The sequence below is a fragment of the Xanthomonas sp. NCPPB 1132 genome (assembly GCF_056629235.1).
Genome location: NZ_CM152819.1, coordinates 4,931,572 through 4,944,008, shown reverse-complemented (window position 1 = coordinate 4,944,008; position 12,437 = coordinate 4,931,572). Strand labels below are relative to the sequence as shown.

The window sequence follows — 12,437 nt, the reverse complement described above, 5'->3', positions numbered from 1 at the left end:
TGCACGGCCGAATGGACAGGTGGCGTTGGGAACGGCGCTCAGCGATCGCCGTCGAGCTTCTCGGTGCGGATCTCGCCGTCGGACACCGGCTGGAAGCCCTGCTGCGCCGGCTGCGTCTGGCCCTGCAGGGGCACGGTGCTGGCGGCGGCGTCGGGCGCGGCGGTCGGTTCCGGTGCGGCCTGCGGCGCCGGCATGGCCGGTGCCGGGGCGGCGACCGGATTGCCGCTGCCATCGGTGCCACGGCTCTGCCGCGCGGCGTAGGTGGCTTCCTCAAGCTTGTCGCGGAAGGCGACGATGTCGTTGGACGGGCGGTTGCTGGTGCGGCCCTCGAAGATCATGCGCGGGGTGGTGTTGCTGCCGTAGGCGTTGAGGTCGGCGGCATCGTCGATCTGCAGCGCCGCGCCATCCAGGGCGACGCCGGCGAACAGGCCACGGGCGCGCGACCACGACCAGATCTCGGCCTTGAGCTGGCCGTCGGTGGCGGCGGCGGCGTTGCGCCCGACCGGACCGGCGGCGACGCCGGCATCGGCGCCGAGGGTGAACTTGCCGTTGACGATGTTGTCCAGGCTGCGGTCGTTGCGGAACACCAGCACCACATCGGAGGACTGCACGCCGACCTGGAAGCCGATGCTGCCGCCGGTGAGCTTGACGAACACCGGGTTGGACCAGGTGCCGTCGGGGCGCTTGACCGACATCAGGCCGTGGCCGCGACGCCCGCCGATCACCAGCCCGGCCTTGAGCGTGTCCGGGATCACCACGATGGCGCGGCCCTCGTCGAGCAGCTTGTCGGGGATGGACTGTTCGGGGATCCGCTGGATGTCGGTCAGCACGCGCAGCGCGTTGCGGGCGCGCTCGTCCTCTTCCGGTCCGGCCACGGCGTGGCCAGCGAACAACACGGTGCTCAACAACAGGGCGAGGCGCGGCAGGAGGGGCATGGCGGGCTCCGAAATAGGTCCGCAGCAAGATACTGCAAGTCCTTGAACTTAGTCACAGGGCAATGAATCGGCAATGAGTGCCGCCGCCGCCAGGTGCAGGCGCCGTCGATCGCCGCGATCGAACGAATCGACACGCCGTGGCGCGTGCGCTCTGCCACAATGCGCGCATGTCCGACGCACCCGAGACCGCCATCCTGGTGGTGAATCTAGGCACGCCCGAGGCGCCCACCGCGCCTGCGGTCGCCCGTTACCTGGCCGAGTTCCTCGGCGACAAGCGCGTGGTCGCGATCCCGCGCCTGTTCTGGTGGCCCCTGCTGCACTGGGTGATCCTGCCGCGGCGCTCGCCCAAGTCGGCCGAGAAGTACGCGCAGGTCTGGCTGGCCGACGGCTCGCCGCTGGCGGTGTACACCCGGCGCCTGGCCGAAGGCATGCAGCGCGAACTGCCCGGGCACCGCGTGGCCTGGGCGATGCGCTACGGCGCACCGGCGCTGGCGCCGGCCCTGGACGCGCTGCGCGAGGCCGGCGTGCGCCGGATCGTGGTGCTGCCGCTGTACCCGCAGTATTCGACCACCACCACCGCCTCGATCGAGGACGTGGTGCAGGCCTGGCAGGCGCGCCATCCGCAACTGCCGGTGCATCTGATCGAGGACTACCCGACCGACCCGGCCTGGGTCGCTGCGGTCGCCGACAGCGTGCGCGCGCACTGGGCGCAGCACGGCCGCGGCGAGCGCCTGTTCTTCTCCTTCCACGGCCTGCCGCAGCGCGTGGCCAACAACGGCGACCCCTACCCGCAGCGCTGCGAAGCCAGCGCGCAGGCGATCGCCACGGCGCTGGGCCTGGAGGCCGGGCAGTGGGAGCTCGGCTACCAGTCGCGCTTCGGCGCCGAGCGCTGGCTGCGCCCGTATGCCGAGCCGCGGCTGTGGGAACTGGCGGCGCAGGGGGTCAAGCAGGTGGACGTACTCTGTCCCGGCTTCGCCACCGACTGCCTGGAAACCCTGGAAGAAGTGGCGATGGGCTTCGTCGAGACCTGCGCCGAACGCGGCATGCAGGTGCGCTACATCCCCTGCCTCAACGACGCCCCGGCGCACGCGCGCGCGCTGGCGCAACTGGCGGCCCGCGCCGCATGAGCCTGCGTCCCTTCGCCTGCCCGTCGCGGGTGGGCGCGCTGGCCGGATTGCGCAGCGGCGATCCGCAGGGGCCGAAGGCGCTGGCCCTGCACGGCTGGCTCGACAACGCCGCCAGCTTCGTGCCGCTGAGCCGACACCTGCCGCAGTGGGATCTGGTGATGCTGGACCTGCCCGGCCACGGCCACAGCAGCGACCTGCCCGATGGCGCCGAGTACCTGCTGGCCAGCGCCCTGCACCCGGTGCTGGACGCGGCCGATGCACTGGGCTGGGAGCGCTTCGTGCTGATCGGCCACTCGATGGGCGCGGCCATCGCCAGCCTGCTCGCAGCCGCAGCGCCGCAGCGCATCGAGAAGTTCGTGGCGATCGAGATGCTGGGCGGCCTGGCCGAGAGCGAGGCGGGCGCGGTGGAACGGCTGCGCAACAGCGTCGCCAGCACGCGCCGCGCCAATGCCACGCCGTTGCGCGTGTTCCCCGACCTGGCCGCGCCGGTACGGGCGCGGATGCTGGCCAACCAGCTCAGCGAACCGGCGGCGCGGCTGCTGGTGGAGCGTGGCGTGCGCGCGGTGGACGGCGGCTACGTGTGGCGCAGCGACCGCCGCCTGACCCTGCCGACGGCGATCCGCGCGACCGAGCCGCAGATGCAGGCGCTGCTGCGCGGCATCGAATGCCCGACCGCGGTGGTGTTCGCCGACCCGGCCCAGGACATGTTGCCCGAGCCGCTGCGCCTGCAGCGCGCCGCGTGCCTGCGCGACGGCCGTGTGCACACGCTGCCCGGTACCCACCACCTGCACATGGAACAACCGGCGGCAGTGGCCGCGTTGCTGCACGACTTCCTCTGAGGCGGCCGCGGCCGGCGCGGCGGTCGCCGCACCGCAGTGCGCGCCTGCGGCGCCATCGCTCCGTCGCGCACCCCGCACGCGGACTGCGACGCACGCATCACCTGCGCTGTGCAGCCCGCCACGCTCGTGCGCTTTCCAGCGTCACAGTTCGGCATGTTGTCGCCGTGCCGTCGCGGTTCGGAAAACTTCCGCGCACAGCGTAGCGCGCACCTTCCGCCCTACGCCGCACTTCCCATGATCCACCTCCTTCGCCGCTACCGGGTCGGCCCACGCCTGACCTTCGCCTTCGCTGCCCTGCTGTTGATCTGCGGCGCCCTGATCGTGGCCAGCCTGGCGTCGATGGCGCTGGCGCGGCAGCAGCTCGACGACATCGCCCTGGACAAGATGGAGAAGATCCGCCTGTCCAACGCCATGGTCGCGGCGCAGGCGCGGCTGGAGATCGGCCTGCTCAACGATGTGATCCTGACCAACCCCGACGAGAAGCAGGCGGTGGTGCGCGCCATCGGCGACGCCCAGCGCGACTACACGCAGGCGCGGCGCAAGCTGTTCGCGCTGCACCTGGACCCGGCCGACCGCACCGGCGCGCAACGCCGCGCGGCGATCGACAAGGCCTACGCGCAGGTGCAGCCGTTCCAGTCGCAGGTGCTGGCGCTGGCCGCCGACAACCAGAACCTGGATGCGCAGACCCTGCATCTGTACACGCTGCAGCCGCTGCTGGCGCAGTGGCAGCAGGCGATCCAGCGCAATGCCGCGCACCTGCGCACGCTCAGCGATGGCGCGTATGCCCAGGCGGTGACCACCATGGCCCGCGCGCGCTGGTTGCTGCTGCTCGGCGGCGGCCTGTTGCTGGCGGTCAGCGCCTGGTTGGGCTGGTGCATCACCCAGAGCCTGGTGCGGCCGCTGCGCGAAGGCACCCGCGTCGCCGCGGCGATCGCCGCCGGCCAGCTCGATGCCGTGGTACCGGCACACGGCAACGACGAGGCCGCCGACCTCCTGCGCAGCATGCAGACCATGCAGACCCAGCTGCGCGCGGTGCTGGCCGAGCAGCGGCGGATGGCGCAACGGCATGCCGACGGCGCCATCGCCTGCCGCGGCGATGCGGCGGCATTCCCGGGCGACTACGGCCAGTTGCTGCGCGACGCCAATGCGCTGGTCGACCTGCACGTGGGCACCGCGCAGTCGATGGTGGCGCTGATGCGGCGCTACGCCATCGGCGATCTCAGCGAGGACATGCCGCGCCTGCCCGGCGAGCAGGCCGCGATCTCCGAAGCGATGGATGCGATCAAGGCCAACCTGGGCACGCTCAGCCGCGACATCTGGCACCTGGCCGAGGCCGCCGCCGCGGGCGACTTCAGCGCCCGCGCCGACCTGGGTGCGCACCAGCACGATTTCCGCATCATGCTCGAGAGCCTCAACCAGCTGATGGCGACGGTGGACGGCAACCTCGGCCAGTTGTCCGGCTTGCTGCGCGCCATCGCCAGCGGCGACCTGGGCGTGCGCATGCACGGTGACTTCCGCGGCGTGTTCGCCGCCATGCGCGACGACGCCAACGCCAGCGCTGACCAGCTGGCGTCGATCGTGGCCGGCATCCAGCACGCGGCCGCGGCGATCGACGCCGAGGCCGGCGCCATCGCTGGCGGCCACCAGGACCTGTCGCAGCGCAGCGCCGAACAGGCCGGCACGCTGGAGCGCACCGCGCGTGCGGCGGCGCGCCTGACCGAGACCGTGCGCCAGAACGCCACGCATGCACACCACGCCAACGCACTGGCCGACGCAGCGGCGACCGTGGCCGGCCACGGTGGTGCCTCGATCGACGCGGCGGTTGGTGCGATGCAGGGCGTGGAAGCGGCATCGCGCAAGATCGGCGAGATCATCGGGGTGATCGACGGTATCGCCTTCCAGACCAACATCCTCGCGCTCAATGCAGCGGTGGAAGCCGCACGCGCCGGCGACCAGGGCCGCGGCTTCGCGGTGGTCGCCAGCGAGGTGCGCGCGCTGGCGCAGCGCTCGGCCGATGCGGCCAGGGAGATCAAGCGCCTGATCGAGGCGTCGGTGGACCAGGTCGCGGTGGCCTCGGCGCAGGTGCACGACGCCGGCCGCACCATGGGCCGCGTGCTGGCCTCGGTGAACGAGGTCAATGCGTTGATGACGGGGATTGCGGCGGCCTCGCAGGAGCAGGCCGCCGGCATCGACGAAGTGGGCCAGGCGATGGCGCAGATGGATCGCAGCACCCAGCAGAACCTGGCGCTGGTGGAACAGGCCACTGCGGCGTCGCATGCGTTGGAGCAGCAGGCCGGCAGCCTGAGCGAGGCGGTGGCGGTGTTCCGGCTGACCGGTACGGCACCGCTGGCGCTGCGTGCGGAGGAGGAGCCGCCGGAACTGGCAATCCAGCCTGCGCCGGTCGGCTTCGATTACGCGCGCAGCGCCTGATGCGAAGGCGTCAGCGGGAAGTCGGGCGCAGCGCAGGCAGCGACCCGTAGCCGTCCATCGTCACCTCGAATCCGCGGGCGTCAGGGGCCTGCGGACAGCGCTGTCGGGGTGCGCCCTACACACTGAACGTGAAGCTTGTGTGTAAAAGAATTTTCGCTTAAGTTGCGCCCGCGCCTGCCGTCAACAGGCGTAGACGCGATACGTCCTGTGTTCGCGGCTCGATCCCGGCGTCCTGACATGCCGGCGTAGCGCCGCTCGGACCGTACCGCCTCGCTGGCGCCGGAGGTCGCGCCTGATTTGCGGTAGGCGGGAGGAGAGGGGGCCTACCGGGCGCTGCATGGAGTTCTGCTTCCGCAGCGCTGGGCCAACCCACCGCGATGCGCCCGCAGCGGCGCACCTGCCCACAGTCGTTATCCCTCTTGTTCGCATCCCCGTCGCGCCATCTCGTGCCGCAGCGCAGCATGCTTGTCCGATTCGCTACCCAACCGCATCCTCGCCGCTGACGCCGCGCGCGCCGCGATGTTCGGTGTTCAGCCGCGGTCCGGTGCACCACCGCCGCGAGGTCGTCCGGGCGCTTCGAAGAGCGTGCTCGGCCAAGCCTGTCATGTGCAGCGTGTTTTGTAGGAGCGGCTTCAGCCGCGACAGGCTTTCCCGGTGATGCCCGTCGCGGCTGAAGCCGCTCCTACGGAGCTTTTCCCACCGTTCGCGGATGTGTCCTTCAATCGCGCTCGGGCCGCAGCAGCCAGCGCAGATGCGCCTTGAGTTGGCGGCCGTGCTGATGGAACCAGGTGCGCTCGGCGCGCCAGTCGGGGAAGCGCGCTTCCACTTCGTGCCAGAACGCTGGCGAGTGGTTGGCCTGGATCAGGTGGCAGAGCTCGTGCACCAGCACGTACTCGAACGCCGAGGGCCGCCCCAGCACCAGCGCCAGGTCCAGCGCCATGCTGCCGTCGGGCGCCAGCGATCCCCACTGCGAGGACATGACCTTGTAGCGCACCGCGCGCGGGGCGCGCGGCAGCGACGGCAGGTAGCGCGGCAGCCAGCGGCCGACGTCGGCGCGGGCCTGGGCCTCGTAGAAATCGCGCAGCGCGCGGCGCAGCGCCGCATCGCCGCCGCGCGGCGGCAGGTGCACCTGGGCCACGCCATCGACGAGCGCGATGCGCGCGTAGCGGGCATCGTGCCAGGCCACCGGCAGCGACTGCCCGCGCAGCGGCAGTGCGCCGGCCTCGCCCGGGCGCAGCGGCGCCAGCGTCTCGGCGGCGACATAGCGCGACAGTTGCTGCGCCAGCCACTGCCGGTTCTCCAGCAGGAAGCGCTCGCCGGCGACCAGGCTGGCGCGCAGCGGCAGGGTCAGGCGCGCGCCGCGTTCGTCCACGCTGAGCTTGATGCGGCGCGCGCGCGGGTCGCGCACGCGCAACACCTCGACATCGCGCTCGTCCAGGCGGAAGCGGACGAGGTCGCGTTCGACGGCCGCCGGGGGCGGCGCGATCAGGCGACGGAGCAGATCGGGCATGGGCACAGCATACCGCCGGCGCGGGCGCGCACGGTGACAGCCGCGTGCGGCCGCCTGCGCCGCGGCATCAGTCGGCCTTGCTCAGCTTCAGCGCCGCTTCCAGCAGCAGGAACAGGCGCCGCACCTCGGCGCTCATCAGCGCGAAGCGCGCGTCCAGCTCGGCGCGCACGCCGTCCTGGTCGGCATGCTCGAGCTGGTCCAGCGCGCCGTCGAGGAACTTCAGCTTGCGGATCACCAGGTCGTCGCCGAGCACGAAGGACACGTGGTCGTCGAGCACCAGTGCCAGCTTGGTCACCTGCTTGCCGGCTTCCAGGTGCTTGTCGATCTCGTCGCAGCGCAGTTCCTGGTGCTGGCACTTGACCACCGCGCCGCCTTCGATCGGATCCTTCATCTCGCACTCTTCGCCCAGGCTCAGGCCTTCGGGCAGCGGCTCGCCGGCGATCCAGCCGGTGAGGATCGAGCGCGGCGCCACCTCGGCGTTCAGCGGCAGCGCCGGGAAGCTGCCGAGCAGGCCGCGGATCTCCGACATCACGTTCTCGCCGGTCTTGCGGCTGGAGGTGTCCACGGCGACGTAGCCGTGCTGGAGGTCGAGCATGGCGTCGGTGCGCGAGGACTTGACGAAGGCACGCGGCAGCAGCTCATGGATCAGGTCGTCCTTGAGCCGCTTGCGCGCACGGCCGCCGGGGCGCCGGCCTTCCTTCTCCTCGATCTCGGCGACCTTGCGCGCGAGCAGGTCGTTGACCACCGAGCCGGGCAGGATCTTGTCCTCGCCGCCGACGGTCAGCCACAGGAAATCGGCGATGCGGTGCGACAGCGCCTCCTGCTCGTCGCGGCCGAACGGGGAGATGAAGCCGCGCGAGCTCATTTCCAGCGGGCCGACCGACTTGAGCAGGGCCTCCGGCAGGAGCTTTTCGACCTCGGAGAAATCGAGCGTGGTAGGGAAGCGGAACAGGGTCAGATTGCGAAAGAACATCGAGCATCCAGCGGAAGGAAACGGAACGGTCCGGCGGTGTGCGCCGGGGAGCGGTGGCCATTGTCGCATCGTGCCCGCCCGGCTACCGCATCGGGCGGTTCAGCGAGGTGGGTCAGCCCGGCGCGTCGTCCGCCCAGGCGCCAACCGGCGCCATGGCGGCGCCGCCGAGCGCGGCGAAGTCGAACAGCGCGCGGTCGGCCAGTTGCGCCGGATGCACGTTGCCCAGGGCCCGGGCGATCTGCTCCACCCGCCCCGGATGTTCCCGGTCCCACTGCTGCAGCAGTTGCCCGACCTGGCGGCGCTGCAGCGTCTCCTGGCTGCCGCACAGCGTGCAGGGGATCAGCGGGAAAGCCTGCGCCTGCGCGTAGGCGGCGATGTCGTCCTCACGCACGTAGGCCAGCGGCCGGATCACCACGTGGCGGCCATCGTCGCTGCGCAGCACCGGCGCCATCGCCGCCAGCTTGGCGTGGAAGAACAGGTTCATGAAGAACGTGGCGACGATGTCGTCGCGGTGGTGCCCCAGCGCGATCTTGGTGAAGCCGTTCTCCGCGGCGTAGCGGTACAGCGCGCCACGGCGCAGCCGCGAGCACAGCGAACACAGGGTCTTGCCTTCCGGCACCACCCGGGTGACCACCGAATAGGTGTCCTGCTCGATCACATGCCAGGGCACGCCGCGCTGGCGCAGGTAGGTCGGCAGCACGTCGGCGGGAAACCCCGGCTGCTTCTGGTCCAGGTTCACCGCCACCAGCTCGAACGGCACCGGCGCCTTGCGCTGCAGCTGCAGCAGGATGTCCAGCAGGGTGTAGCTGTCCTTGCCGCCGGACAGGCACACCATGACCTTGTCGCCGGCGCCGATCATGCTGAAATCGGCGATGGCCTGGCCGACCTGCCGGCACAGGCGCTTGCCCAGCGCCACGGCGTTGCGGGCGGCAGGCGGTGCGGGATCGGCGAGCGGGTGCAGCGGCGGCAGGGGCAGGGACGAGGTCATCGGCGGTAGTGTAGTCGGCGCGGCTGGCGCCGCACCGCGCGGGCGGCGTTGCCGGTCATTCCAGTTCCGCCACCTCGACCGTCCCGAACGTGCTGGTCAGGCGGGCGATGACGGTGCCGAGGCAGCGCAGTCCCTCGCGGGTGTTCGCGCAAAAGGACAGGCCGTCCGCGGTGCAGCAGATCACCGCGTCCGGCATCGGTCGTGCCAGCGCGGCGGCGGCGCCGGCATCGCGCGCGTCTGCATCTTCCACGCCCGGTAGCTGGCCGATGGCTTGCCGTGTCTTTGCTGGATCGGCGCCGGCAAACCTCAGGCGATACTCATATCCCATGTGCTGCTCCGATTCGGGGCGGTGCCTATGCGGCGTGCGACGTCACCGCTTCGCGGGTGCGATGCTCTCGCAGAGCCTACACGCCAGTTTCGTAGTGCTGATGCCCGGTCGGAATGGGCCTTCGTACACCGCCGAGTCTTACGCGCCGACGCCGACCGGGTTTTGGGTCAGCGTACCGCTGCGGCGCCGCGCGGCTCCACGCCTCCGCTGCACCGGACGGAAACGCGGCCCGCGGCCCACAAACATCCACACCTACGACAGCGTTATGGCGTCGTCCCCTAGTCCGTCGCAACGGAGATGGATGTGTGCGTCATCAGCGCATACAGTTCGGCCACCCGCTGCTCGGAGATCCCTTCACGCTGTTCGACCGCGAGCGGGTGCGCGGTTGGCTCCAGTTCGATCCATGGGCGAATGCCGTCGTTGCGCAGATGGACCTGCGTCTTGAGGTCGGCGGTCTCCGGATACGGCGACAGGCGTATGTTCAGCCAGCCGAAGAACGGCCCCACATGCGCGCGCTGCGGCTGGTCGAAGCAGCGGACCCACTGCAGGTAGCTGGCTTCGCTGAGCGAGACCCACACGCCCCAGGAAAACGGCTCGGCGTGGCCATGCACGGGGATCTCGATGCAGCCGCGGACGAAGAAGTGAGCGTCGTCGATCACGCAATCGTCCGAGCCCAGCTCGCAGCGGGTGGCGCGCTGCGCCTCCGGAATCAGCGCATAGCTCTGCGGCGCCGCAACGCTGAAGCCGGGCATGCCTTCGTGGACCTGATCGCAGGCGCTGCAGGTGAAGCGGAACGTCATGGCTGGGGTCGAGGCGACAAGAAGGCTGACCAGTGTAGCCGCCTGCGGCATCGCCAGCCTCCGCGCGCGGCAGGCATCCGGCGACCCTGTTTTTGTCGTCATGCCGCGCCGGGACCGGCCCGCTACACTCGCCACTGGTCACCGACGCAAGGTCGCCCCATGTTCAAGAACCTCATCCCCAAGATCTTCTAGGCGCGCATGCAGGACGGGCTGGACTTCTTCGTCGACGGCCTGGGATTCCAGGTGCTGTACCAGGACGCCACGATGGCGGTGATCGCACGCGACGGCGCCAAGGCCTATCTGGTGGAGAACGCCGAGTGGGCGGCGAAGGACCGGCCGGAACTGGGCATCGAAACCGACAGCATCGACACGATCTATACCGAGTTGTCGGCACGTGCGCCGCAGTGGCTGCATCCGAATTGCCGTACCGTCGCGCTCAAGCCATGGGGCGCACGCGAGTTCGCGATGCTGGACCCCACCACGGTCTGCGTGGTGTTCCGCGAGTGGCCGGCGCAGCCGTAAGCGACAGCGACCCTGAGCGAACTGCGGATCGCGCATGCGCAAGAAACAGGATCTGCCGGAAAAGCCCTGCCTGCACTGCGGCCGGCCGTTCCGCTGGCGCAAGAAATGGGAGAAGGTCTGGGACGAGGTGAAATATTGTTCCGATCGCTGCCGTGGCGAGCGCAAGCGCGTGCGCGCGCCGGAGGCGCCGTGAGCCGCCGGGCCGTGCGCTGGCGCACCGCATGCCAGCAGGCGTGCCGCCCTGCGTGAGTCCCCTGCTCTCCACCGCCCACACCCTGCGCCTGGTGCTCGGCGACCAGCTCGATCCCGAGCACGCCTGGTTCGACGTGCGCGATCCAGGCGTGGTGTATGTGCTGATGGAAGTGCGGCAGGAGACCGACTACGTCCTGCACCATGCGCAGAAGATCCTGGCGGTGTTCGCCGCGATGCGCGACTTCGCCCGGCACCTGCGCAGCGCCGGCCACCGCGTGCGCTACGTGGCGATCGACGACGCCAGCAATCGCCAGTCCATCCCCGCCAATCTCGATGCGCTGATGGCGCACTACGGTGCGCAGCGCCTGCAGTACCAGGATCCGGACGAATGGCGCCTGGACCAGCAACTGCGGCAGTGGCGCGCGGCGCAGGCCTTCGTTGTCGAGGCGGTGGACAGCACGCACTTCTACACGCGCCGCGGCGAGCTGGCGGATTTTTTCCGGGGGCGTCCGCAATGGTTGATGGAGCACTTCTACCGGCACATGCGCAAGCGCCACCGCATCCTGCTGGCGGCGGACGGCACGCCCGAGGGCGGGCAGTGGAACTACGACCACGACAATCGCCAGCCCTGGCACGGCGATCCACCGCCGCCGCCGGATACGCGCCCGACCCACGATCACCGCGCGCTGTGGGCCAGCATCCAGGCCGCCGGCGTGGACAGTTTCGGTCAGCCGCAGGCAGAGGCGGTGCGCTGGCCGCTGAACCGCGCCGAGGCGCTGGCCTGCCTCGATCGCTTCATCGTCGACGCCCTGCCGCATTTCGGCCGCTACGAAGATGCGATGAGCACGCGCAGTCCGCGCCTGTTCCATTCGCAGCTTTCCTTCGCCCTGAACACCAAGATGCTGCGGCCGCAGGAAGTGGTGCAGTGCGCGCTGGCGGCCTATGGCGTCGGCGCCGCGCCGCTGGCGGCGGTGGAAGGTTTCGTACGGCAGATCCTCGGCTGGCGCGAGTACGTGCGCGGCATCTACTGGGCACACATGCCGGGCTATGAAGCGCGCAACGGGCTCGGCCACGACACGCCGCTGCCGGCCTGGTTCTGGACTGGCGAGACGCACATGCGCTGCCTGCAGCACGCCATTGGCCAATCGCTGCAGGATGCGTACGCGCACCATATCCAGCGGCTGATGGTCATCGGCAATTTCGCCCTGCTCGCCGGCCTGGACCCGGCCGCGGTGCATCGCTGGTACCTGGGCGTCTACGTCGATGCGTTCGAATGGGTCGAACTGCCCAACACCGTGGGCATGAGCCAGTTCGCCGACGGCGGCCTGCTCGCGACCAAGCCCTACGCCAGCAGCGCGGCCTACATCGACCGCATGAGCGACTACTGCCAGGGCTGCCATTACGATCGCAAGCAGAAGACCGGTGCGCGTGCCTGTCCCTACAACGCGCTGTACTGGGACTTCTTCGCCCGGCACAAGGACACGCTGGGGCGCAATCGCCGCCTGGACGTGGTCTACCGCCAGCTCGGCAAGTTGCCGGCCACGCAACTGCAGGCCCTGCGCGAGCAGGCGCAGCAGTTGCGCGAACGCCTGGACACGCTGTAGCGCGGGTGGGGCGTAGCGAACGCGAGCACTGCAAGTGGAAGCATTGCGCGAACGTTCCCTACCACCCAACCAACCGTGCCGCACGCCGCGCATCGGCACGCGGCAGTCTGCGATGTGTTGCGTAAGTGCGACGGAGACTTTACGCGCGGATGTGTAGACACACTGGTATATGAGTAACGCATGCTGCAT

Annotated in this window: 12 protein-coding genes; 6 read left to right on the top strand and 6 right to left on the bottom strand. The window is 70.2% G+C overall.

The window, feature by feature from the left end:
* Positions 1-38: 38 nt before the first annotated feature.
* Positions 39-935 (bottom strand): lipid-binding SYLF domain-containing protein, encoded by an 897-nt coding sequence (locus tag AC1G9L_RS21190; RefSeq protein WP_481069896.1) that lies wholly within the window; start codon positions 933-935, stop codon positions 39-41.
* A 167-nt stretch (positions 936-1,102) separates the two neighbouring features.
* On the opposite strand from AC1G9L_RS21190, the gene hemH reads away from it, so the two are divergent.
* From hemH to AC1G9L_RS21175, 3 genes are all read left to right on the top strand, one after another.
* Positions 1,103-2,062 carry a ferrochelatase gene (gene hemH, locus AC1G9L_RS21185; protein ID WP_481069895.1) on the top strand — a complete coding sequence of 320 codons (960 nt, stop codon included), beginning with the start codon at positions 1,103-1,105 and terminating at the stop codon, positions 2,060-2,062.
* Entirely contained in the window at positions 2,059-2,901 is an 843-nt protein-coding gene (locus tag AC1G9L_RS21180) for an alpha/beta fold hydrolase (RefSeq protein ID WP_481069894.1), read from the top strand. The genes hemH and AC1G9L_RS21180 overlap by 4 nt, the downstream gene beginning before the upstream one ends.
* Before the next feature lie 234 nt (positions 2,902-3,135).
* Entirely contained in the window at positions 3,136-5,331 is a 2,196-nt protein-coding gene (locus AC1G9L_RS21175; RefSeq protein ID WP_019801632.1) for a methyl-accepting chemotaxis protein, read from the top strand.
* Between the two features lie 718 nt (positions 5,332-6,049).
* Here AC1G9L_RS21175 and AC1G9L_RS21170 read toward each other — a convergent pair.
* From AC1G9L_RS21170 to AC1G9L_RS21150, 5 genes are all read right to left on the bottom strand, one after another.
* The gene (locus AC1G9L_RS21170; protein WP_481069893.1) at positions 6,050-6,841 is read right to left on the bottom strand and encodes a YgjP family zinc-dependent metalloprotease; all 792 of its coding nucleotides are present in this window, start codon (positions 6,839-6,841) and stop codon (positions 6,050-6,052) included.
* 67 nt (positions 6,842-6,908) lie between these two features.
* Positions 6,909-7,814 (bottom strand): recombination-associated protein RdgC, encoded by a 906-nt coding sequence (locus AC1G9L_RS21165; RefSeq protein ID WP_010340613.1) that lies wholly within the window; start codon positions 7,812-7,814, stop codon positions 6,909-6,911.
* A gap of 112 nt (positions 7,815-7,926) precedes the next feature.
* Positions 7,927-8,802 carry a tRNA 2-thiocytidine(32) synthetase TtcA gene (gene ttcA / locus AC1G9L_RS21160; RefSeq protein WP_019799310.1) on the bottom strand — a complete coding sequence of 292 codons (876 nt, stop codon included), beginning with the start codon at positions 8,800-8,802 and terminating at the stop codon, positions 7,927-7,929.
* Between the two features lie 55 nt (positions 8,803-8,857).
* Complete coding sequence (locus AC1G9L_RS21155) at positions 8,858-9,130, bottom strand: hypothetical protein (protein WP_481069892.1); 273 nt, start codon at positions 9,128-9,130, stop codon at positions 8,858-8,860.
* Between the two features lie 278 nt (positions 9,131-9,408).
* A complete protein-coding gene (locus AC1G9L_RS21150) occupies positions 9,409-9,930 on the bottom strand; it encodes a DUF2199 domain-containing protein (protein ID WP_019799312.1) in 522 nt (173 codons plus the stop codon).
* 198 nt (positions 9,931-10,128) lie between these two features.
* Here AC1G9L_RS21150 and AC1G9L_RS21145 point away from each other — a divergent pair, with 198 nt between their 5' ends.
* Genes AC1G9L_RS21145 through AC1G9L_RS21135 form a run of 3 tightly spaced genes read left to right on the top strand, consistent with a single transcriptional unit; the run spans position 10,129 to position 12,248 of the window.
* Positions 10,129-10,452, top strand: a complete 324-nt coding sequence (locus AC1G9L_RS21145) for a hypothetical protein (protein WP_019799313.1) — start codon at positions 10,129-10,131, stop codon at positions 10,450-10,452.
* Positions 10,453-10,486: 34 nt separating this feature from the next.
* Entirely contained in the window at positions 10,487-10,645 is a 159-nt protein-coding gene (locus AC1G9L_RS21140; RefSeq protein ID WP_017912123.1) for a DUF2256 domain-containing protein, read from the top strand.
* A 52-nt stretch (positions 10,646-10,697) separates the two neighbouring features.
* Positions 10,698-12,248, top strand: coding sequence for a cryptochrome/photolyase family protein (locus tag AC1G9L_RS21135; RefSeq protein ID WP_019799314.1), 1,551 nt, complete (start codon positions 10,698-10,700; stop codon positions 12,246-12,248).
* Positions 12,249-12,437: the final 189 nt, after the last annotated feature.